Origin of the sequence: Cellulomonas hominis, from assembly GCF_005239125.1 — a bacterium.
Classification (GTDB): domain Bacteria; phylum Actinomycetota; class Actinomycetes; order Actinomycetales; family Cellulomonadaceae; genus Cellulomonas; species Cellulomonas hominis_A.
The window spans coordinates 11,849-34,251 of record NZ_SZYE01000020.1 but is presented as its reverse complement, the minus strand read 5'-3'; the positions used below and the strand labels follow the sequence as shown (position 1 = coordinate 34,251).

Here is a 22,403-nt window from a genome sequence, read left to right as displayed (position 1 = left end):
CTGCGGCACGGGCCCGGACGCGGCGGCGACCGCCTCGCGCCGCCGCGGCTTGGCCGTGAGCTCCTCCCCGAGCTCGCGCGCGCGGGCCCGGCGCGCGTCGGTGCCGTCGGCGCCGTCTGCGCCCGCGGGCGTCCGCGTGGCGGCGTGCAGGGCCAGCCGGTAGCGCGACGCCCCCTCGAGGGCCTGCGCGAGCCAGCGCTGCCGCCCGTCGCTCAGCCACGTGCCGAACGCCGTCGCGGTCGCCGCACCGGGGTCGTCCGCCACGAGCACCGCGGCGACCTGCTGCCGGGTCGTCCTCGACGGGTCGGAGATCCCCATGAGCACGCGCAGGAGCACCGCCACGACCACCCCCGCCACAGCCGCCGCCAGCACCTGCCGGTGGTCGGCTGCGCCCATCGGGGCGTAGCCGTACCCGAACATGGTGGTCATCCCGAGGCCCATGCCCGCGTTGGCGAAGCGGGGTCCCACCAGCGGCAGCAGCGCGGCCACGACGGTCAGCAGCACGACGAGCGCGATCGCCGCCGGTCGGGACGCCTCGGCCACCAGGCGCGGCACCGCCGCGGCCACCACCAGCAACGGCCCCAGCACCGCGGCGACGCGGAGGTCGGCCCGGAGCGGGCCGCCCATGAACGCGACCAGCGAGAACATGCCGGTCAGGCCGCCGATGATCCCCGCGGCCCCGGCACCCCACGCGTCGGCGAGCAGCACGGACGGGAGGACCACGACGATCATCAGCACGATCAGCATCGGGCTGCCGCCCGGGCGCGCGGGCGGCGGGGTGTCACCGGAGCGCTCCACGGTGCCTCCTCGGCGGCGGGGCTGCGTACGCACCACTCGACGGTAGGACCGGAGCAACGGGGAGGCCAGGGCCGGGCGCGGTACTCATCCGGGACGGATGACCACCGGCTACGACCTCGACATCGCGTGTTCGCCCGAGGACGTGGGCCCGCCGACGGGAGCCGCGCCCGCTCGCCCCGGGTCGTCACCGATCGGCGTGCGCCCCCTCGAGGGAGACCTCCGTCAGCGGGGCGCTGGGGAACACCAGCATCGTGACGGTCGCGAGGCCGCCGTCGGCGTAGACCTCGACGACGCACCCGTCGACCACGATCGTCAGGTCCGTGAGCTGGGCTCCCTGCAGCGGCGCCTGGAACGACCCGGGGAAGTCGGCGTGGAACCCGGTGTCGCCACCGGCGGTGCGGTCGCACGTGAGGGTGCGGGAGCTTCCGTCCAGCACGATCTGCACCCGTTCGGCGGAGGCGGGGTCGCCCGCGGTCAGAGCGATCTCGCTCCGCTCACCGGGACGCGTCGGGACGACGAGCCGGTGCACCAGCACGCCGTCCGGCAGATCGTCGGGCGACGGGAGCACCGGGGACTGGGCGACCCGGAGCCGGCCGTCGGCGCACCGCACGAGGTCCAGGCTGCGAGCCAGCGACATCGCGGACCGCCACGGCTCGGTCGGGGTGGAGTTGGCGTACGCCCAGTTGCTGGCCCACGCGATCGTCACGCGCCGCCCGCCCGGGGCCCCGCTGAACGACACACCGGCGTAGTAGTCGGGCCCGTGGTCGAGCCAGTCGTAGTCCTCGATCCCGCCGTCCTCGACGACCCGGTCCGGGGTGAACGCCGTGCCGTCGAAGTCGCCGACGAAGTACTGCGTGCCCGATCCCCCGGCGATCCCTCCGGGATTGAGGCTCACGACGAGCACCCACTTCTCCTCGTCCGTGCCGCGCACCCGCAGCGGGAACAGGTCGGGGCACTCCCACACACCGCCGGTGGCGTGCGCGGGACCGAAGCGGGACTCCAGGGACCAGTCGACCAGGTTCGGGGAGGAGTAGATCGCGACGCGGTGCTCGGTCGCCTCGACGGCGACCATGATCCAGCGACCGTCGTCGCCGCCGTGCCAGAAGACCTTCGGGTCACGGAACTCGCCGGACCCGATGTCGAGGACCGGGTTGCCCGCGTACCGGTGCCAGGTCGCGCCGTCGTCGACGCTGTACGCCAGGGACTGCGCCTGGATCCCGGGCCGCTCGGAGTGCGCGGTGTACGAGCTGGTGTAGACCGCGACCAGCGCGGTCTCGCCGGCACCCGCGAGGCCCGAGGTGTTGTGGGCGTCGACGACCGCGCTGCCTGAGAAGACCATCTCCTCGGAGGTGGCGGCGATGGCGACGGGCAGCTCGGTCCACGACACCAGGTCGCGGGAGACCGCGTGCCCCCAGGAGATGTTCCCCCAGGTGCTCCCGCTCGGGTTGTTCTGGAAGAACAGGTGCCACACCCCGTCGTGGAACACCAGGCCGTTCGGGTCGTTGAGCCAGGTGTCCCGGGCGGTGAAGTGCGCCTGCGGCCGCAGGTGCGGCGCGTGCGCGCCGGGAGCGGTGACGGACGAGGGCTGGGTGGCGGTCAAAGCGAGTCCTGACGTCGGTGCGTGCGGTGGTGCGCGGGCTCCGGCCGGGGCCGCCGCGGCGGCCCCGGCCTGGAGCGATGTGCTACTTCTGGCCGTCCTGGTAGCGGTCGTACGCGTCCTGGTAGACGCCGGTGACGTCCTCCACGCCGAGGGTCTGGAGCTGGGAGACGTACCCGTCCCACTCCTTGTCGATCCCGCCCTGCACCACCCAGCTCGCGAACTTCTCCTTCACGAGCGTGTTGATGTCCGTCTGGGCGTAGGAGACCTGGTCGAGTTCCTCGTTGGAGAGCAGCACCGCCGGGTAGATGTCGTTGGCCTGGTACGGGGCGTAGAACTCGGTCACGAGGTCCTGGCGCTCCTTCGCCCGCGGCTCCGGCGCGACGACCGTCTCGAAGTCCTCACGCGTCGTGATCTTGGGCCCGCCCGGCGCGACCTGCTGGCGCCGCTCGCCCTCGGAGGTGCCCACCGGCGCGGGGATCTGCGTGAGGATGCCGTCGGCGTCCTCCTCGAGCGTCACCCCGATCGGGCCCCAGCTCGCCTGCGCCGACATCACCGGGTCGAACAGCCGGTCGGCCCAGCGCATGGTGGCCGCGGGGTACTTGTTCGCGCGGGTGATGGCCATCGCGCCGCGGCTGATCTCCTGGTTGTTGGTGACGCTGGCGAGCCGCTCGCCGTCGACGCCCTCGAGCACGCCGAGCAGCGCGTAGTCGTCCAGGCGGTCCTCACCGACCATCTCCTTGGCCTCCCACCAGAAGAACGAACCGAGCACGGGGGTGGTCGACTTCCCCTTGGCGAGATAGGCCACGTCGTCCTGGGAGAACGACTCGGGGTCGATGAGGCCCTCGTCGTACCACTCGTTGAGCGCCTGCACACCAGCGCGGTACCCGTCGGTGTCCGCGGTGAACTCGACCTCTCCGTCGCGGACGATGCGGTGGTCGTTGTTCTCCGGCTGGCCTCCCAGCGCCGCGATCAGGTCCCACGGGTTCGCGCAGAACGAGTCGGTGCGGAAGCTGAGCGGGATCTCGTCCGCGACGCCGTTGCCGTTGGGGTCCTGCGTCGCGAACGCCTCGAGCGCCGCGCGGTAGTCGTCGATCGTCTTCGGCATGGGCAGGCCCAGCGCGTCCAGCCACGCCTTGTTGATGAACAGGAAGTTCGGGTACTGCAGGATCCCGAGCTCCTCCACGGACGGCAGCGTGTAGATGTGGCCGTCGGACGCGGTGAGCGCCGCGCGGATGTCGGGGCGCTCGTCGAGGATCGCGGTCAGCGTCGGTGCGTAGTCCTCGATGAGTCCTTCCAGGGGCACGAGCGTCCCGTTGTCGCCGTACTGCACGATGTCGGAGTCGGTGAGGCCCGTGTTGAACAGGACGTCAGGCATGTCGTCGCTGGCCAGGAGGAGGTTCTTCTTCTCCTGGTAGACCTGGTCGGGCAGGTTCTCCCACGTGATCGCGATGTTGGTGTCCTGCTCCCACTGCTGGACCAGCTCCATGTCGGCGTAGTCCGGCGCGAGCGCGGACTTCGTGCCGCCGAACCGGAGGGCCAGCGTCTCGTCGACGATCGGCAGGCCCTCCTCCTGGAAGCCGTAGTCGGCGGAGGCGTCCTCGACGCTCGACGAGCTGTCGTCGCCGCCACCACCGCAGGCGGTCATCGTCAGGGCGGTGGTCACGAGCAGAGCGGGCATGACAAAACGGCGGTGTCTCATCGTGTTCTTCCTTGTCTCGGCGGATCGAAAGAGGTGGCGCTGGTCAGCTCTTCACGGCACCCAGGAGGGCGCCCTTGGCGAAGTGCTTCTGCATGAACGGCAGGACGAGCAGCAGGGGAACCGTCGAGACGACGATCATCCCGTACTTGATCAGCTCACCCAGGCGCTGCGCGGCGGCGTAGGAGTCGAGCGCCCCGGCGCCGCCGGCGGCCGTCGCCTCCGACTGGATGAGCACGTTGCGCAGCACCAGCTGCAGCGGGTACTTGCTCTCGTCGTTGAGGAAGATGAGCGCGTCGAAGAACGCGTTCCAGTTCGCGACGAGGTGGATCATGATCATCAGGACGATCAACGGTTTCGACAGCGGCAGGACGATCTGCGCGAAGAACCGGAAGTCGTTCGCGCCGTCGAGCTGGGCCGCCTCCCGCAGCTCGCCGGGGACGTTGTTCTCGAAGAACGACCGCGCGATGATCAGGTTCCACACGCCCACCGCACCGGGCAGGACGACGGACCAGATCGTGTTCAGCATCCCCAGGTCGCGCACCACGAGGTACCGGGCGATGAGGCCGCCGTCGATGAACATCGTGATGACGAACAGGAGCATGAAGAACGTGCGGCCGTACAGGTCCCTGCGGGAGAGGGCGTACGCCCCGCACAGGATCGTCACCACGCTGACGGCCGTCGCGAGCGCCGTGTAGAGCACCGAGTTCCCGAACCCGCGCAGGATCGTCGGGTCGGAGAAGATCCGCGCGTACCCCTCCGTCGTGAAGCCCTGCGGCCAGAGCCAGACGTCGCCGTTGAGGATGGCCGACGGCTCGCTGACCGAGGCGATCACGATGAAGTAGAGCGGGTACACGATCGCCACGACGGCGATGAGCAGCACCGCGGTCGTCAGGACCGTGAACACGGGGTCGGCGAACCGGTCGCGCCAGGCGTGGCGCCGCGGCGCCGGGACGCCGCCCGTGCCGCGGTCCAGGCGCGTCGTCCGGGGCACGTCGCCGGCGGCGTGCGGGGTGGGTGTGGTCAGGGTCATGGCGTCATCACCACAGGCTCGTCTTGTTGGCCCGCCGGGCGACCCAGTTGAAGGTCAGCAGGAGGGTGAGGTTGATGAGGGAGTTGAACAGCCCGATGGCGGCGGAGTAGCTGAACTGGGCGCTCTGCAGGCCGGTCTTGTAGACGTAGGTCTGAATCACCTCGGACGCCGGGAGGTTGAGGTCGGTCTGCATGAGCAGGACCTTCTCGAACCCCAGGTTGAACAGGTTCCCGATCGCCAGGATGAACAGGATCGTGATCACCGGCATGATTCCGGGGACGTCGATGTGCCGGATCCGCTGCCACTTGCTCGCGCCGTCGACCCGTGCGGCCTCGTGCAGCGCCGGGTCGATCGCCGTCAGCGCCGCGAGGTAGACGATCATCGAGAACCCGGCGTTCTGCCAGATGTCGGACCCGATGTACAGCGGCCGGAACCACTCGGGCGAGCCCATGAAGAACACCGGTTCCCCACCGACGGCGGTGATCGCGCTGTTGACGATCCCGGAGCGCGGCGAGAACAGCAGGTAGATCATCCCGACCACGACCACGACCGAGATGAACGACGGCGAGTACAGGACCGTCTGCGTGAACTTCTTGAACCGCTGGCTCTGCAGCTGGTTCACGATCAGCGCCAGGACGATCGGGATGGGGAACGCGATCAGCAACCCGAGCGCGTTCACCGTGAGCGTGTTGGCGAGCAGCCGCTCGAACTGGAACGACTCGACGAAGCGCCGGAAGTGCTCCAGCCCGACCCACGGGCTGCCGGAGAAGCCGTCGACGGGGTTGTAGTCCCGGAACGCGATCTGGGCGCCGTACATGGGCCAGTACTTGAACACCAGCACGTACAGCACGGCCGGGAGGAGTAATACGTATAACTGCCACGATGCGCGGATCCGGCGCCATCGGCTCGTGCGCCGAGCCGGCGGGGAGGTGCGGGGCGGTGAGGTCGGGGTCGTCATGCGGTCACCTTTGCGCTCGCCACTGATCCTCGATTGACCAGTGCGCACTCGACGGGGTTGAACGGGGAGCCGGTCCGGGGGCCGTCGAGGACCGCGTCGAGCGCGCGCCGCGCCATCACCTCGAACGGCAGCTGCAGCGTCGTCAGGCCGGGGTCCAGGAACGGGGCGAGGGTCTCCTGGTTGTCGAAGCCGACGATCGAGCAGTCGTCCGGGACACGCAGACCCATGCGCTCCAGCGCGCGGTAGGCGCCCCAGGCGGTCCGGTCGTTGCCGCAGAAGATCGCGGTCGGGCGCTCGGCCTCCATGAGGTCGCGGGCCAGCGCGAGGCCGTCCTCGACCACACCGCCCCCGTAGCGCACGAGCTCTTCGCGGAACGGCACGTCGCGCTCCTCCAGCGCCGCCCGGTAGCCCGCGAGCCGGCCGATACCGGCCGGCAGGTCGCTGTCGGGTTCCTGGATGTTGATGAAGGCGATGCGGTCGTGGCCCGCGTCGAGCAGCTGCTGGGTGGCGGTGTAGCCGCCCTGCTCCTCGTCCGGGAAGAAGCTCGGGACCCGCCCGGACGCCTCGCGGGCGTTCAGCACGACCGCCGGCAGGTCCCGCAGGGCCGCAGGCAGGTCCAGCACCCGGTGGTACATCGCCGCGTAGAGCACTCCTCGCACCTGGTAGGAGTGCATCATGTCGACCGCGGCTGCCTCGAGGTCGGGCCGACCGAACGTGTCCACGCTGAGGATGACGTTGCCGGTCTGCCAGGCGAGCTCCTGCGCCCCCTTGAGCATCGCACCGGCGAACGGCGCGCTGGCGACCTCGTCGGAGATGAACCCGATGATCCCCGAGTCCCCGCTGCGCAGCGTCTTCGCGAAGGCGTTGGTGCGGTACTCGAGGTCACGGGCGGCAGCGAGGACACGCGCCCGCGTCTCCTCTGTGGCCCGGCCGCCCGCGACGTCGTTGAGGACGAGGGAGACGGTCGCCTGGGACACGCCGGCGCGGTCGGCGACGTCGCGCATGGTGGCGCGCCTTCGCTGCTCCATCGTCCACTCCGTCGTGTCGGTTATACGATTGACGGCAAAGTAGCGCCCTGGTGCCGTGCCGGTCAACACCCCCGGTCCGGCCCCGTCACGCCGAGAGCTCCTCGAGCGTCGGCGGGTTGGCCCCCGCGCGGCTGACCGTCACCGCCGCGACCCGCGCGGCGACCGCGAGGACCGCTCTCGCCTCGCCCGCGGTCAGCGCGGCGAGCCTGTCCCGGCCTCCGGCTCCCGTCAGACCGTCCTGGTCGAGCGCGTGCAGCAACCCGCCCATGAACGAGTCGCCGGCGCCGATCGTGTCCACCACGGTGACGGCGGGCGCCGGGACGTCCACGCGCTCCCCGCTCCGGAGGATCGCGGACGGGCCCTGCGCGCCGCGGGTGAGGACGCCCATCGCGAGCGCGTGGTCTCCCACCCACCGGCCGAGCACGTCGTGCGGGTCGCTGCCCGGGTACAGCCACGCGAGATCCTCGTCGGAGACCTTCACCACGTCGGCCCGCGCGACGAGACGCTCGACCTCGCCGCGGACCAGGTCCACGGGCCCCATGACGGTCGGTCGCAGGTTCGGGTCGTAGGTGATGGTGGCGCGCTCGTGGGCTGCGGCGAGCAGGGCGGACAACGCGCCCGGCGGGCTGGTCGGCGCCAGCGCCGCGATCGACCCGGTGTGCACGACGGTCGTATCAGGGTCGACGGCAGCGGGGGCGAGGGTCCACTCCAGGTCGAACTCGTAGTGCGCTGCCCCGGTGTCGTCGACGAGTGCCTTCGCGGTGGACGTCCGCGTCGCACCGACCGACTGCGGCAGCACGACGACCCCGGCCCTGGTGAGGTGCTCGCGCACCACGGCACCGAGCTCGTCCGGTGCGATCCACGTGAGGAGCCGCGTGTCGTCGCCGAGTCGCGCGGTGGTGAGCGCGACGTTCGCAGGGCTGCCTCCGGGGTGGCACGTGCGCGCGCCGTCCGCGGCCTGGACGACGTCGACGAGAGCCTCGCCGATCATGAGGAACCGTCCCATGCCCGACTCCGCTCAGACCAGCTCGTCGAAACGACCGTCGGCCACCCGCAGTCGCCCGCTCGCGTCCCAGCCGACCGGCATCGGGTCGGACAGCGACCCGACGAACGCCCCCGAAGCGTCGACGTGGTCGAACGCGAACAGCCACCAGGCTCCGTCCCGGCCCTGCAGGAGCCGGCCGGCGTACAGCGTCTCGTCGGTCAGGCGGGTCGCCTTGGCGACGTCGTACGGGCCGGTCGTGTCGTCGATCGGCACGGACCAGACACCCCCGCGCTCGCCGTCGGCGCGCCGCGCCCGGGTCAGCTCGGTGTTCAGGCAGGAGAAGATCAGCACGTGCCGGCCGTCGACGGTCGCGACCTGCGGCACCTCCAGGTGGCCGAATCCGGCGCCCGGCTGAGACAGCGGCGGCTGCACGGCCCAGCTGCGCAGGTCCGTCGAGGTGGCGTGGCCGATGACGCCGCGGTCGTCGAGGTCACCCTGGTTGGCCCGGGCGGTGATCAGCATGTGCCACCGGTCGCCGTCCCGGAAGACCCACGGGTCGCGCCACGCCTCGTCGGGCCAGCTGGCCCCGTCGTACGTCTCGTACCAGCGCGCGTCGGCCTCGCACACGGCCTCTGAGCTCGCCTTGGACCAGGTGTACAGGTCGGTCGATCGCGCGACCCCGACCCGCTGCACGGTGGCGTTCTCGGCCCGCGAGGTTCCCGTGTAGAACATCGTCCAGATCCCGTCGGCGTCCCGGACGATCGACCCGGTCCACGTGGTGAAGTCGTCGAAGGCCGGCTGGTCGGACGCGATCAGCGCGTCCGCGACCTCGTGCCACGTGCGCAGGTCCGTGGAGACGGCGTGGCCGACGGTGACGGAGAAGTGGCGTCGCTCCGGGTCCCCGAGCGCGCGCGAGGCCTTCAGGTAGAACGCGTGGTGGTGCGTCCCGTCGTCGGCGAACCACATGTCCCAGGTCCAGGCGTCGGGCAGGGCGTTCGGCATGGAGTCGTACCTTCCAGGTCAGTGCTGAGTCGCGGGGGGCGGCGCGACGGATCCTCGGTGGATGACCGGCCCGCGCAAGCGCGCGGACGCGGCGCCCTCGTGCACCCCGTCGATCTGGTCGAAGAGGTGCTCCGTGGCCCACACGCCCATGTCGAAGTGCGGGAGCTCGATCGTCGTCAGGCCGGGGTACAGCCCGTCGGCGACGTACTCCTGGTTGTCGAAGCCCACGACGGAGACGTCCTCCGGTACGCGCAGGCCGAGCTCGGCGGCGGCCCGGTACGCGCCCATGGCGAGCCGGTCGTTGAAGCAGAAGACCGCGGTGGGCCGCCGCTCGCTCGTCAGCAGCTCTCGTGCGGCCGCGTAGCCGCCGGCGGGAGTGGTCTCCGCGGTGACGACGGCCACGTCCGCCGCGGGGACGCCGGCCTCCGCAGCGCGGGAACGGAACCCCTCGAGCCTGCCGGCGGACGCCGGGATCTCGTCGACGTTGTTGATGAACCCGAGCCGACGGTGGCCGGCCGCGAGGAGCACCTCCGCGGCGTCCCTGCCGCCGGCCACCTCGTCAGGGGTGACCCACGGCACCCCGGGCGTGGCGCACTCGGCGTTCACGAACACCGTCGGGACGGACGCCAGCTGCGCCGGCAGCTCGACCCGCCGGTGGAACATCGACGCGTAGAGGATCCCGTCGACCTGCCGGCGCAGGAGCTCGGCGATCTCCCGGTTCTCGACGTCGCGCTGGTAGCCGGTCGACACGACGAGGACGACGGCGTCGCGGGCCAGTGCCACTTCCTGCGCGCCGAGGACGAGCTTCCCGGCGAAGGGGGTGGTGGCGATCTCGTCCCCGATGAGCCCGATGGTGTTCGACCGCTGCGTGCGCAGCGACTGGGCGAGGCTGTTGGGCACGTAGCCGAGCCTCGCCACGGCCTCGTGGACACGTTCACGCGTCGCCGGGTTCACCCGGACCCCGGGGACGTCGTTCAGGACGTGGGAGACGGTCGTGATCGAGACCCCGGCCTCGGCGGCCACCTGCTTGATCGTCACTCGTCGTTGCTTCATCGCCTCGCCTATCCGCGGTCGGTCCTCTGCAGCTGCGCCCGCGCCGCCGTCAGGCGACGGTGGGTGTGGGCCTGAAGGCGTTGACCGCCCTGTCCATCTTCACCTGCGTCTCGTCCCCCGAGTCGAGGACCGTGTTGTGGTGGGACCCGTCGTCGACCAGGACGGACGTCACCGCGAGGCGTCCCGCCGTCCCGGTGCTCAGCAGCGCGTCGACCTGGGCGGCGTACGCCGACTCGCCCGCCGCGGCTCGCACGTCGCGGCCGACCACGTGGTTGCTGGCGACGTAGTTGCCGGTGCCGGACACCAGCCGCACGATCACCGGTGTCGCGCCCGGCGGGCGGATCGCCTGCGCGTCCACCACCTCGGAGAAGTGGTTCCCGATCACGGAGTTGTGCTCACCGTCGATGCGGACCAGGCCGTAGGTGTCGTCCCGGCCGTTGTCGACGCCGAAGAACGGGGCCCACGGCTCGTGGTCGCGCAGGAGGTGGTTCGACCCGATCAGGTTCTCGGAGCTGCCGTCGGCGAGCACCACCATCCCGGGGTAGAACGCGTGCAGCCGGTTGTTGGTGATGCTCGACCGCCGGACGCCGTGCAGCTCGATGCTGCTCGACCCGCGGGGGAAGACGTTGTTCGCTGTCACGAGGAGCCCGCCGTGGTTCTCCGCGAGGATCGAGTAGCCCTTCGGGCCGGCCCCGATCAGGTTGTCGGTGACCTTCGACGCCTGGCCCCAGCCGCGGAGCTCGATGCAGCTGCCGCACTCGGCGATGAAGTTGTCGTGGACGGACAGCGCGTCGGCGTGGTGGATCGTCAGCCCGTGCTCCAGGTAGACCAGGCCCATCCCGGTGACACGGAACGAGTCGTTGGCGCCGGCCACGAGGATGCCCGTCTTGCCGTTGACATAGGTGTTCTCGGGGTCGACGTCCGAGCCGTCCTCGGTGAAGTGGATCCCGTCGATGCAGAAGTCCGCGAACTCGACCGAGCTGATCCGGGGGCTCCCGGAACGGTCGACGTAGAACGCCGCACCGGCGCGCTGGTCGGCGCCGTCCTCGATCGGCAGGTCGACGAGGACCCGACTTCCTCCTGGCCACAGCTCGTGGAGGTCGCTCCACTCCTCCTGCGGCACGTTGAACCGGATGCTCGACGAGGTGAAGCCGTGCCCGGACCCCTCGATCCGCAGGTAGCTGATGTCGATCACGACCTGCGTCCGCAGCCGGTAGTCACCCGGCGGGATGGATATGACCGCGCCCGGCTTGCCTCCGTCGTGGACGTCGGGGTGCTGCTGCCGGGCCTTGACGTCGGCGATGATCCCGTTGATCACGGCACCGATGTCCTCGTAGGGGTTGCCGCCGGGCCACTGGGTGACGTCGTACCGGTTGGTGCTGGCCATGTGCTGATGCCCTTCGTCGCGCAGGTGCTGCCCGGCAGCAGCCGGGGCGGATCCCTCGTTGCCCGCGGCGCTCATCCCTTGACCGCGCCGAGGGTCAGCCCGGCGACGATGTGCCGCTGCAGGAAGATCGTCAGGACGATCACGGGGACCGAGTAGAGGGTCGCCAGCGCCGTCATCGGACCCCAGTCGAGCCCGAACTGAGTCTGGAAGTTCGCGATCATGATCGGGGTGGTCTGAGCTCGCACGGACGTCAGCAGGGTCGCGAACAGGAACTCGTTCCACGACGCGAGGAACGCGAAGATCGCCGTGACGGCGACACCCCCGGAGACCACGGGCATGACGACCGACCACAGCACCCGCAGGCGGCTGCACCCGTCCACCTTCGCCGCCTCCTCGATCTCGACCGGAACGGCCTCGAAGAAGCTCGCCATCAGCAGGATCGACAGCGGCAGCGAGATGGTCGTGTGGGCGATCGCCAGTCCCGTCGGGGTGTCGGTCAGGCGCATGGCCGCGATCATCGTCGTCAGCGGGATGCCCACGGCGACCGGCGGGACCATGCGCGTGACGAGCGCCGTCATCGACAGCACCCGCCCGCTCCTGGTCCGGAACCGGGTGATCGCGTACGCGGCCGGGATCGCCAGCGCCAGCGACAGCGCGGTGGAGATGATCGCGGTCGTGACGCTGTTGATGAAGGACGCCACGACCCCGTTGCGTGCCAGGGCGTCGACGTAGTTGTCCAGGGTCCACCGCGACGGGATGATCTGCGGCGGGACCGCCAGGGTCTCGAACGGGTTCTTGAAGCTGGTGAGCAGGACGTACAGGAACGGGAACGCGTACAGCACGACCGTGACGACCAGCAGGGCCCACAGCAGGGCCTTGGTGGCGGGGCGGCGGACGGTGAGGCCGTTCATGAATCTGCTCCAGGTCGCCAGATGAACCAGACCGCCAGGCCGGCGACGATCATCATCGCCAGCAGGTAGACGGTGCCCATCGCCGAGGCGAGGCCGGGATCGCCGTAGCGGACCATCGTCTGGTGGATCAGCAGCGACAGGGTCTGGGAGGCGTTCTGCGGACCGCCCCCGGTCTGGATGAGGATGATGTCGAACGCCTTGGCGGCGTCGATGCCCCGCACGATCAGCGCGACCGCGACGACCGGCCTCAGCAGGGGGAGGATGATCCGCCACAGCAGGGTCGGGAACCGCGCGCCGTCGAGCCGCGCGGCCTCCAGGAGATCTCCGGGGACGTTCTGCAGCCCGGCGAAGATGATCAGCGTCATGAACGACGTGGTCAGCCAGATGTCGGGGATGGCCACGGCCCACAGCACGATGTCCGGGTCGGACAGCCACCCGATGTCGCCCGGCGAGGCCAGGACACCGACGCTGTGCAGCAGGTGGTTGACGATGCCGAGGTTGTCGATGAGCAGGAACCGCCACAGCAGCCCGGCCACCACCGGCGCGATCATCAGCGGGTACAGGAAGATCGTGCGGAAGATGGACGACCGCTGGCCGAGAGCCGAGAACAGCAGCGCGACGGCGAAGCCGAGGACGAACTCGGACGTCACCACGATCGCGGTGTAGGCCGCCGTACGCCCCGCGGCGCCGAGGAACGCGGAGCTCGAGAAGACCTCGGCGTAGTTGCCGAAGCCGTTGAAGTCGCGCGCCCCGCCGGCGATCGGCGAGATGTCGAAGAAGCTGTCGTACACGAGCCGGACGAGCGGCCAGGCGACGAAGACGAGCAGGAACAGCGCAGCGGGCGCGGCCAGCGCCAACGCGTAGCGGCGATCGGTGAGTCGCACGGAGTGACCTTTCGTGGATGCCGTCGAGGGCAGGGACCGGCCGAGGCGCGGAGCAGGGTCTGCGCCTCGGCCGGCGATCCGTCAGCCGACGACGGCCTCGATCTGCTCCGCTGCGCGGTCCAGCAGCGCCTGGGTGTCGGCACCGCCGGCCGTGGCCTCCTGGAGCATCGGGATGAGCACCGAGTCGACGATCTCCTGCCACTTGTCCGTGGCGGGTCGCGGTGCGGTGCCGGGGGCGTCGAGCGCGGCGATCAGCGCTCCGAGGTTCTCCCGACCGTCCGCTTCCCCGGCCTCGAGCGCCGGGATCGTGGCGGCGAGGCCGAGGTCGGTGTCCAGGCCGAGCTCGTTGTGGTCGAACACGAACTGGATGAACTCCTCGGCCTTGTCCTGGTTCGTCGTCGCCTGCGGCACGGACAGGTACCAGGCGCCGGGGACGGCAGCAGGGCCGCCGGGGCCGGCAGGCATCGTGGTCACCCCGACGTTGCCGTGCACCGGCGAGTCCTCGGGGATCTGGGTGTAGGCGTGCGCCCAGAACCGCGTCATCGCCAGCTGCCCCTGGTTGAACAGGTTCTGCGCGGTCGCCCAGTCCATCTGGGTGGCGCCGGCGGGTGCGATGCCCGCCTCGACCGGGGCGACGTAGGCGTCCAGCGCCGCCTTGTGCTCGGCATCGTTCACGATGACGTTCCCGTCGGTGTCCAGGACCATGCCCTCCGCGCCGGCCTGCAGCACCAGTGAGAGCCACTCGGTCTCGACAGCACCCTTGACGTCCGTCCCGTACAGGTCGGTCGAGCCGTCGCCGTCGGTGTCCTGCGTGAAGAACTCGGCGACATCCAGGTACTCGTCCCAGGTGGTCGGCGGCGTCAGCTCGCGCCCGTACTCGGCCCGGAACGCCGCCTGCTGCGCCGGGTCCGAGAACAGGTCGGTCCGGTAGTACAGGACCTCGGCGTTCGTCCACGCGGGCATGCCCACGTAGTGCCCGTCGACCTGCGCCTCCTGGACGAGGGAGGGGAACAGGTCGTCCTGGACCGCGTCGGTGAACATGTCGTCGAGCGGGACCATCCCGGGCCCGAACGCGCTCAGCCAGATGGCGTCGACCGCGGCGACGTCGAAGCTCACGTCGCCGCCGGACAGCTCGGTGTTCAACCGCTCGTACAGCGAGTCGTACGGGAGCTCGACGAAGGTGACAGACGTCCCGGTCTCCGCCGTGAACGCGTCGGCGATGGGGGTCAGCTCGGCACGGCCGCCGCCCTCGACGAGGACGGTGAGCGCGTCGTCGTCCGAGTTCGGACCGGTCCCCCCGGCGCCGCACCCGCTGAGGCCGAGTGCGAGCACCGCGCCTGCCGCCGGCAGGACTCGGCGGAGGGTCCTCTTCTGCTTGTCGCTCGTGGGCATCGTTGCCGTCTCCTTAGGGTCTGCAAGCAGCAGTTGCCAAAACGTTCTGCCACAACGTTTTGGCAACTGTGCCACCGGCCGGTCGGCCCGGTCAAGTGCCCCGGGCCGGGCGTGCACCCGACCGTCGGAGGTCCGGGAGCCGGCGCTCTTCCCGGTCGCGCCCGAGGACGGTCGGCGCCGGGGCCCGCGTCGGCGGCGTGAGGAGACCCGCGAACGGGGCGAGGTCGTGCACCACCCCGGGCTCGAGACCAGCCCTCTGCGGGCCCACGTCACCCCGCACGAACGAGACCCCCGCCGGTTCCCGGCGGGGGTCTCGTCACTCGGGGGGACTCTCGTCGACCCCCCACTGGCGGTAGCGGTGGGATTTGAACCCACGGTGGACTTTCACCCACACACGCTTTCGAGGCGTGCTCCTTAGGCCGCTCGGACACGCTACCTCGGTCCAGAACAGTACCGGATGCCAGGCAGAACCTCCGCATCGGGAGTCGTACGGTGGTGCACGTGACACCCCCGCGCCTGCCGATCCCCCTCCACGACGCCGTCCGGCCGAACCCGGGGACCGTCGACGACGCGGTCCGGCTGCTCCGCGGCAGCCGGCTCACGGTGCTCACGGGGGCGGGCCTGTCGACCGACTCCGGCATCCCGGACTACCGCAGCCCCGACTCCCCGCCGCGCAACCCCATGACCTACCAGCAGTTCGTCGGCGACGAGGGGTTCCGCCGGCACTACTGGGCGCGCAACCACGTCGGCTGGCGGTACGTGCACCGCACGCACCCCAACGCCGGGCACCGCGCGCTCGCGTCGATGGAGGCGCACGGCGTGGTGCTGGGCGTCATCACGCAGAACGTCGACCTGCTGCACGAGCAGGCCGGGTCGCGCCGGGTCATCGACCTGCACGGCCGGTACGACCGCGTCGTCTGCCTGCGGTGCCGGCGCACCGTGTCGCGCGAGGAGCTCGCCGAGCGGCTGGAGGCGGCGAACCCCGGGTTCGCCGAGTCGGTGGGCGCGGTCGGCGACGTGGAGATCGCCCCGGACGCCGACGCCGTCATCGAGCAGACCTCGCACTTCCGGGTCGTCGACTGCTGGCTGCCCGACCCGGACGGCGGCGACGGCCCGTGCGGTGGCATGCTCAAGCCGGACATCGTCTACTTCGGCGAGACGGTGCCCGGGCCCCGGGTCGCCGAGGCGTACGCGCTCGTGGACGAGGCGGACGCGCTGCTGGTCGCCGGGTCGTCGCTGACCGTGCAGTCCGGGCTGCGGTTCGTCCGGCACGCCGCCGAGGCGGGCAAGCCGGTCGTCATCCTCAACCGCGGCGCGACCCGCGGGGACCCGCTGGCGACGCTGACCCTGGACGCGGGGGCGTCGGAGACGCTGACGGAGCTGGCCGACCGGCTCTGAGGGCCGCCGACGGGGCCACGGCGGGCGCCTGCCCCGTCCCGCCGCGAGGGCGTGTCGGTGGAACCACCCGCCCCGGGGAGGCGAGCGACCCGCGACCGTGCCACGCTCCGGACATATCGCCCGTGCGGGACAGACGCGGGCTGCGCCGGAGCCTTGCGGCGGCCGGACCCGACACCTATAGTCGCGGCATGTGGCATCGTTGCCACATCGTCGGGCAACGGAGCTGGGCAGGCCTCCGACCGGCGTCCACGGTCGACTGGAGGCCTCGATGACGCAGCTGAGAGCCGACGCCGCTCCGGCCGTCGCACGCACGCCGCGCGCCGCACGCAGGCGCCGCGCCAAGGTGCCCTACAACAAGCGCGAGGCGCTGACGGGGTACCTGTTCATCTCGCCCTGGATCATCGGGTTCCTGGTCTTCACGGCCGGCGCGATGATCTACAGCCTGGTGATCTCGTTCAGCCACTACAACCTGGCGACGAACACGGCCCGCCCCGCGGGCTTCGACAACTACGCGCAGCTGTTCACCGACCCCCGGGTCGCGACCTCGCTCGGGAACACGCTCTTCTACGCGGTGCTGGCGGTCCCGCTGGAGATCCTGGTCGCCCTCGGGCTCGCGTCGCTGCTCAACCAGGCGGGCCGCGGGGCCGGGTTCTTCCGGACGGTGTACTACCTGCCCAAGATGACGCCCGCGGTCGCGACGGCGGCGGTGTTCTTCCTGCTGCTCAACGGCAACACCGGCGCGGTCAACCAGTTCCTGCGGATCTTCGGGATCGAGGGGCCGCAGTGGCTGGTCGACCCGACGTGGATCAAGCCGTCGATCGTGCTGATGACCCTCTGGGGCGTCTCCGGCACGATGGTGATCTTCCTGGCAGCGCTCAAGAACGTGCCGCGCGAGCTGTACGAGGTCGCCGAGCTCGACGGGGCCGGCGTCTGGCAGCGGTTCCGCAACATCACCCTGCCGATGATCTCCAGCGCCATCTTCTTCAACGTGATCGTGCTGTCGATCGCGGCGTTCCAGGTCTTCGACCAGGCGTACCTGCTGTTCTGGCGCGACCAGTCGAACGCGTCGCCCGAGGCGTCGCTGTTCTACGCGATCTACCTGTTCCAGCAGGCGTTCCGGCAGTTCAACTTCGGGTTCGCCGCCGCGATGGCGTGGCTCCTGTTCGTCATCATCATGCTCATCACGGCCATCCAGATGAAGTTCGGCAACCGGTTCGTCTACTACGAGGGGGGCAAGGACTGATGGCCAGCACCGGCACCGCGAGCACGCCCGTCCGCCAGGTCCCCGGCCTGCCGGAGGACGCCACCGGGCAGGGCGACCGCCCGATCGACCCGAACCGTCCGCCGCTCGACGAGAGCCGCCCCGGCGGGCGCACCGGCCGCCGCATCCGCCGCGGCGTCGTCATCGCGGCGCTGATCGTGATCTCGTTCGTGTTCCTGTACCCGTTCGCCTGGCTGCTCGCGGCGAGCCTCAAGGGCCGCGGCCAGGTGTTCGACAACTCCCTGTGGCCGACCGAGTTCCACTGGGACAACTACGTCAAGGTGTTCGACGAGCTGCCGCTCGCCAGCTGGATGATGAACAGCATCGGCATCGCGGTGCTCGCGGCGGTCTCCGTCGCGGTGTCGTCGTCGCTCGTGGCATGGGGCTTCGCGCACTTCCGGTTCCCGCTGCGCGGGCCGCTCTTCGGGCTGGTGCTCGCGACGATGATGCTGCCCGGCGCGGTCACGATGATCCCGATCTACCTGATCTGGAAGGAGCTCGGGTTCCTCGGCACCTGGGTCCCGCTGTTCGGCGCGAACCTGTTCGGCTCGGCGTTCTACATCTTCCTGCAGCGGCAGTTCTACCTGGGCCTGCCGCGGGAGCTGTTCGAGGCCGCCCGCATCGACGGCGCGAACCAGTGGCGCACCTACTGGCGGATCGTCTTCCCGCTGTCGCTGCCGTCGTTCATCATCGTGCTCCTCTTCGAGTTCCAGGCGTCCTGGAACAACCTGCAGGCGGCGCTGATCTACCTGAACGCCGGCAGCCCGGAGGACTTCACCGCGCCCCTCGGCATCGCGTACGCGATGACCAAGTACTCGCCGACGGCCGGCGGGCAGGGCGACTACCAGTACGTGATGGTGGCGTCCCTGCTCGTGACGCTGCCGATGCTCGCGCTGTTCGCGTTCGGGCAGCGGTACTTCATCGAGGGCGTGGCGACGCAGGGCCGCAAGGGCTGAACCCGCACGACAACGGGGCCGGACCGCGCGCGTGCGGTCCGGCCCCTCCGTCGTGCCCCCCGTTCAGACCGGGTCCGGGAGGAGGGACGGGTCGGCCAGGGACTGCTCGCAGGCCAGGAGCAGGGCGCCGACGGTCCAGGCGTGGCTCAGCGTGAGCAGCATGCCCTTCGGCTGGAAGCACGCGGTCTGGTAGTACCGCTCCGAGGTCATGCCCCGGTAGGCGTTGACGTCCCCGTCGAACCGCGCGACCAGCTGCCGGAAGCAGGCCAGCGTCTCCGCGGCGCGGTCGGCGTAGTGCGGGTCGCCGGTGGCGGCGGACAGCTCGGCGAGCTCCCGCGTGCAGACGAGGCCGTAGGCGTGCAGGTGCTGGTTCGAGGGCGAGGCGTTGTCCGCGCCGCGGGTCGCGAACCGGTAGACGTCGAGCAGGGTGCCCTCGGGGAACCGCGTGTTGTAGGAGTAGCGGAAGGTGAGCATCCAGTCGGCGGCACGGCGGGCCAGGTCGAGCCAGCGGGCGTCCCCGGTGCGCCGGTGCAGCGCGACGTAGGACATCACGGCGACGTAGCCGTCCTCGGAGGTGGGCGCCAGGTCGACGTCCTCGGGTGCGCCGTGCAGGAACTCGCGGTCGACGAACTGCGCGTAGTGCTCCCCCGCCCGCACGGCGGCCGCGAGGTAGGCCCCGTCGGCGCCGTCGGGGCCGTCCCAGCGCCCGGCCTCGGCGAGGGCGGCGACCCAGGTCAGGCCGGCCGCGCCGCGCCAGGACAGCACCTCGCCGGTCTCGGCGTGGTGCGCCGAGCCGAGGTTGCCGTCCGGGCGCTGCCGGCCGACCACGACATCCAGGTTGGACCGCAGCGCCGCGGCCCAGCCCGGGTGCGCGGCACGCACGTCCTCCCCGAGCTCGAGCGCCCGGGCCAGGAACAGCGACGCCTCCGCGAGCGTGCGGGAGTGCAGGGCGCCGCGGGTCCGGGACCAGCTCTGCGACCAGCCGTGCTCGGCGTACCAGACGCCCCAGAACGTGCCCGACGGCGACAGCTCCCGGCAGATGAAGTCGATGACGCGCGCGGCGTCGGCGCCCGCCGCGTCGGCGCCCCGTCGGCGGGCGTGCGCGAGCAGCGCGTAGGCCCACGGGATGCCGCTGACCCAGCCGACGTGCATGGCCTGCCGGTCCACGGTGAGGCCGTCGCGGCCGGACACCTCCCGGTCGAAGCCGACGGTCTCCAGCAGGACGCCCGGCTCGGCGTAGTGCCAGCGGTGCAGGCCCTCGGCGGCCAGGTCGGCGGCCTCGCGGACGCCGACCCACGGCCGCAGCGGCGCGGCGCCCCGGACCCGCTCGTGCTCCTCGCGCAGCACCGGGGCGTAGGCGTGCCGGTCCGGGCCGGTCGCGTAGACGGCGAACCGCAGGGTGACCCGCTCACCGGGCGCCCAGCGGTAGGTGGTCGTCTCCGCGGGTCGCGGTGTCGCCGAGCCGACGTACGACACGGGGCCCTCGCGGAACGGGAACGTCAGGTGCACGCTCCCCGCCCCGGTGCCGGCGTCGTGCGCCAGCCCGAGGCCGGTCATGCCGAGGGCGGTCGTCTCCGGGCCGACGAGCGCGACCCCGCCGGGGCCGGCCCACGCGAACACCGCCGGGGTGGCCGCGCGGTCGGCACGGAACTCCCAGCGGTCGCTGACCATGCCGGCGGCGTCGTCGGCCCCGACCTCGAACCGCGGGAACAGCCGGTCGCAGTCCGCGGGCCGGTTCTCGCCGTAGAAGGCGCCCGGCACGAGCCACCACGGTGCCTCGGGCGCGGGCGGCAGGTGCACGCGGAACCGGATGCCGGCGTCGGTGGGGGCGTCGCCGCGGTGCTCGACGTCGAGGCGGACGTCGACGCGGCCGGTGGCGGTGGGCGGTGCCCAGGTCGCCACGGCCCGGAACGGCCCGGCCTCCCCGGCGTACGCACCCGGGCCGGCGGGCGACGACGGCGCCGGCAGGACGGTCCCGTCGGGCAGCACGACCTCGACCACGTGCCGGACGGTGCCCACCACCGGCCCCGCGTCGGCGGACCACGTGGGCCCGGTGGGCCGCAGCGCGCCCGTCGGTCGCAGCGGGACTCCCTCGTCCACAGGTCCACCCTCCGCAGTCACGGTCGTTCCGTCCGCCGTCCGCCGTCCGCCGTCGCCGTCAGGCGGCGGGTGGCTCGCCGGCCGCCCAGGCGTCCACCATCTCGCTGATCACGTGCAGCACCAGGGTGTGCATCTCCTGGATGCGCGGCGTCGCCGACGACGGGACGAGCAGCAGGTGGTCGGCGTGCTCCCGCGCGGGACCGCCGTCGCCGCCCGCCAGGAGCAGCGTGCTGGCGCCGTTGGCCCGCGCGGCCGCCAGCGCGCGGACGACGTTCGGCGACCGGCCGCTGGTGGTGAACGCGACGACGAGGTCGCCGCGCCGCGCGAGGGCCTCCACCTGGCGGGCGAACACGTCCTCGTAGGCGTAGTCGTTCGCGATGCAGGTCATCGACGTCGGGTCCGTGCTGAGCGTGACGGCGGGCAGGGGGCGGCGGTCGCGCTTGTAGTGGCCGACGAGCTCGCCGGTCAGGTGCTGCGCGTCCGCGGCGCTGCCGCCGTTGCCGAACGTGTAGAGCGTCCCGCCGCCGGCGAACGTGTCGCGGACGAGCTCGCCGGCCGCGCGGATGCGCTCGGCGAGGCCGACCATCGCACCGGCGACGTCGGCGTGCGCGGCGAGGTGGGCGTGCAGCCAGTCGCCGGGCGGGGCGGCGGGGGGCGGCGCGGCGGGTGCGGCGGTCGCAGCCGGCGCGGAGAGCGCGGCCGGCGTGAGCATCGGGGCGGTGGGGTCAGACACGAGCGGCCTCCGTGGGCGCGTGGTCGTGCGGCGGGTGGGTGGGTGCGGGCGTGGCGTCACCGGGCCGCGGCGCGACCCCGGCGGCGTCCGGCAGCACGTCGAGCGCGATCGCGCCGGCGCCGACGACGCAGACCACGTCCCCGAGCGCGGCGAGCCGCACGGTCGCGGCGCGCGCCGCCGGCGGCATGGCCTCCCGGGCGACGATGGCCCGCACCGGGTCGAGGAGCATCGCCCCCGAGCGGGTGACACCGCCGCCGAGCACGACGAGCTCGGGCTCCAGGACGTTCACGAGGTCCGACACGGCGCTGCCCAGCAGGTCGACGGTCTCGTCCCAGACCCGGGCGGCGAGCGGGTCGCCCGCGGCGGCCGCGGCGCTGACGTCCGCGGCGGTGACGGCGGGCAGCCCGGCCAGCGACGACGGCGCCTGGCCCGGCGCCGGGTCGGCGAGGGCCTCGGCCGCGCGCGCCGCGATCGACGAGCCGGAGGCGTACGCCTCGATGCAGCCGCGCCGCCCGCACGAGCACGCCCGGCCGCCGCGGCGCACCGTGATGTGCCCCAGCTCGCCGCCGTTGCCGGCGGCGCCGCGGTGCAGCCGGCCGTCGAGGACCACGCCTCCGCCGACGCCCGTCGACACGGTGAGGTAGACGAGGCTGTCCAGGCCGCGCCCGGCGCCGTACCGGTGCTCGGCGACGGCCGCGGCGGTGGCGTCGTTCTCCAGGGCGAACGGGACGCCGAACTCGGCCGTGGCGAGCGGGCCGATCGGGATGTCGTCCCAGCCGGGCAGGTGCGGCGGGGACTGCAGCAGCCCGGAGGGCGCGTCCAGGGGTCCGCCGCAGGCGATGCCGACCGCGCCGACCGGGCCGAGTCCGGCCTCCGCGACCGCCTCGTGCCCCATGTCGAACAGCCGGCGGATCACGGCCTGCGGGCCCTCGTCGCGGCGCGTGGGGCGGACGCGGAGGCCGTGCACCGCGCCGTCCGGCGTGACCACGGCGACGGCCAGCTTGGTACCGCCGATGTCGAGCGCGAGGACCGGCGTGCCGGTGGCCGCGCCCCTGCCCGCGGGCGCGAGCGAGCCGTCCGTCGTCATGCGTCCTCCAGACCCCTGGCGGGCGCGCGGCCGGGTGCGGCGGCGCGCGGGACCCCGGGCGCCGCCGGCGACGATGCCGGGCGACCCTCTGGGATCGATTCCAGAATGAGCATAGGAGGGCGCGCGAGAGAGCGTCAAGCG

General features: G+C 71.9%; 19 protein-coding genes and 1 tRNA gene. 3 read left to right on the top strand and 17 right to left on the bottom strand.

The annotated features are described in order from the left end of the window. The 14 genes from FA014_RS04720 to FA014_RS04655 all read right to left on the bottom strand — a co-directional run. Positions 1-798: hypothetical protein (locus FA014_RS04720; protein WP_230322870.1), on the bottom strand; the 798-nt coding region annotated here is incomplete at its 3' end. A gap of 184 nt (positions 799-982) precedes the next feature. Further along, entirely contained in the window at positions 983-2,398 is a 1,416-nt protein-coding gene (locus FA014_RS04715; protein WP_154728546.1) for a glycoside hydrolase family 32 protein, read from the bottom strand. An 82-nt stretch (positions 2,399-2,480) separates the two neighbouring features. Then, on the bottom strand, positions 2,481-4,076 hold the full coding sequence (locus FA014_RS04710; RefSeq protein WP_230322869.1) for an ABC transporter substrate-binding protein: 1,596 nt from the start codon (positions 4,074-4,076) through the stop codon (positions 2,481-2,483). Between the two features lie 64 nt (positions 4,077-4,140). Then, on the bottom strand, positions 4,141-5,127 hold the full coding sequence (locus FA014_RS04705; protein WP_154728544.1) for a carbohydrate ABC transporter permease: 987 nt from the start codon (positions 5,125-5,127) through the stop codon (positions 4,141-4,143). Between the two features lie 7 nt (positions 5,128-5,134). After that, positions 5,135-5,977, bottom strand: coding sequence for an ABC transporter permease (locus FA014_RS04700; protein ID WP_230322868.1), 843 nt, complete (start codon positions 5,975-5,977; stop codon positions 5,135-5,137). A gap of 104 nt (positions 5,978-6,081) precedes the next feature. Continuing rightward, on the bottom strand, positions 6,082-7,113 hold the full coding sequence (locus FA014_RS04695; protein ID WP_154728542.1) for a LacI family DNA-binding transcriptional regulator: 1,032 nt from the start codon (positions 7,111-7,113) through the stop codon (positions 6,082-6,084). Positions 7,114-7,198: 85 nt separating this feature from the next. Continuing rightward, positions 7,199-8,119, bottom strand: coding sequence for a PfkB family carbohydrate kinase (locus tag FA014_RS04690; protein ID WP_154728541.1), 921 nt, complete (start codon positions 8,117-8,119; stop codon positions 7,199-7,201). Between the two features lie 12 nt (positions 8,120-8,131). Continuing rightward, positions 8,132-9,100, bottom strand: a complete 969-nt coding sequence (locus tag FA014_RS04685; RefSeq protein ID WP_154728540.1) for a glycosyl hydrolase family 32 — start codon at positions 9,098-9,100, stop codon at positions 8,132-8,134. Positions 9,101-9,118: 18 nt separating this feature from the next. After that, positions 9,119-10,153, bottom strand: coding sequence for a LacI family DNA-binding transcriptional regulator (locus FA014_RS04680; RefSeq protein ID WP_154728539.1), 1,035 nt, complete (start codon positions 10,151-10,153; stop codon positions 9,119-9,121). A gap of 49 nt (positions 10,154-10,202) precedes the next feature. Further along, on the bottom strand, positions 10,203-11,540 hold the full coding sequence (locus FA014_RS04675; RefSeq protein ID WP_154728538.1) for a NosD domain-containing protein: 1,338 nt from the start codon (positions 11,538-11,540) through the stop codon (positions 10,203-10,205). A 71-nt stretch (positions 11,541-11,611) separates the two neighbouring features. After that, on the bottom strand, positions 11,612-12,451 hold the full coding sequence (locus FA014_RS04670) for a carbohydrate ABC transporter permease (protein WP_154728537.1): 840 nt from the start codon (positions 12,449-12,451) through the stop codon (positions 11,612-11,614). Next, a complete protein-coding gene (locus FA014_RS04665; protein ID WP_154728536.1) occupies positions 12,448-13,335 on the bottom strand; it encodes a carbohydrate ABC transporter permease in 888 nt (295 codons plus the stop codon). Before FA014_RS04665 ends, FA014_RS04670 begins: the two co-directional genes overlap by 4 nt. Before the next feature lie 81 nt (positions 13,336-13,416). Continuing rightward, entirely contained in the window at positions 13,417-14,727 is a 1,311-nt protein-coding gene (locus FA014_RS04660) for an ABC transporter substrate-binding protein (RefSeq protein WP_154728535.1), read from the bottom strand. Positions 14,728-15,074: 347 nt separating this feature from the next. After that, a tRNA-Ser gene (locus tag FA014_RS04655) sits at positions 15,075-15,164 on the bottom strand. A gap of 64 nt (positions 15,165-15,228) precedes the next feature. Between FA014_RS04655 and FA014_RS04650 the strand changes: the two genes are divergently transcribed. The 3 genes from FA014_RS04650 to FA014_RS04640 all read left to right on the top strand — a co-directional run bounded on the left by FA014_RS04650 (position 15,229) and on the right by FA014_RS04640 (position 18,342). Continuing rightward, positions 15,229-16,125 carry a Sir2 family NAD-dependent protein deacetylase gene (locus FA014_RS04650; protein WP_230322867.1) on the top strand — a complete coding sequence of 299 codons (897 nt, stop codon included), beginning with the start codon at positions 15,229-15,231 and terminating at the stop codon, positions 16,123-16,125. 268 nt (positions 16,126-16,393) lie between these two features. Then, positions 16,394-17,368, top strand: a complete 975-nt coding sequence (locus FA014_RS04645) for a carbohydrate ABC transporter permease (protein WP_154728534.1) — start codon at positions 16,394-16,396, stop codon at positions 17,366-17,368. Continuing rightward, positions 17,368-18,342, top strand: a complete 975-nt coding sequence (locus FA014_RS04640) for a carbohydrate ABC transporter permease (RefSeq protein WP_154728533.1) — start codon at positions 17,368-17,370, stop codon at positions 18,340-18,342. The genes FA014_RS04645 and FA014_RS04640 overlap by 1 nt, the downstream gene beginning before the upstream one ends. 63 nt (positions 18,343-18,405) lie before the next feature. Here the strand turns inward: FA014_RS04640 and FA014_RS04635 are convergent, their stop codons facing one another. Genes FA014_RS04635 through FA014_RS04625 form a run of 3 tightly spaced genes read right to left on the bottom strand, consistent with a single transcriptional unit; the run spans position 18,406 to position 22,262 of the window. Then, a complete protein-coding gene (locus FA014_RS04635; RefSeq protein ID WP_195969167.1) occupies positions 18,406-20,442 on the bottom strand; it encodes a hypothetical protein in 2,037 nt (678 codons plus the stop codon). Positions 20,443-20,500: 58 nt separating this feature from the next. After that, positions 20,501-21,175 (bottom strand): D-sedoheptulose-7-phosphate isomerase, encoded by a 675-nt coding sequence (locus FA014_RS04630; RefSeq protein WP_230322866.1) that lies wholly within the window; start codon positions 21,173-21,175, stop codon positions 20,501-20,503. Further along, positions 21,168-22,262, bottom strand: a complete 1,095-nt coding sequence (locus FA014_RS04625) for an ROK family protein (RefSeq protein WP_154728532.1) — start codon at positions 22,260-22,262, stop codon at positions 21,168-21,170. The genes FA014_RS04630 and FA014_RS04625 overlap by 8 nt, the downstream gene beginning before the upstream one ends. Positions 22,263-22,403 lie beyond the last annotated feature (141 nt).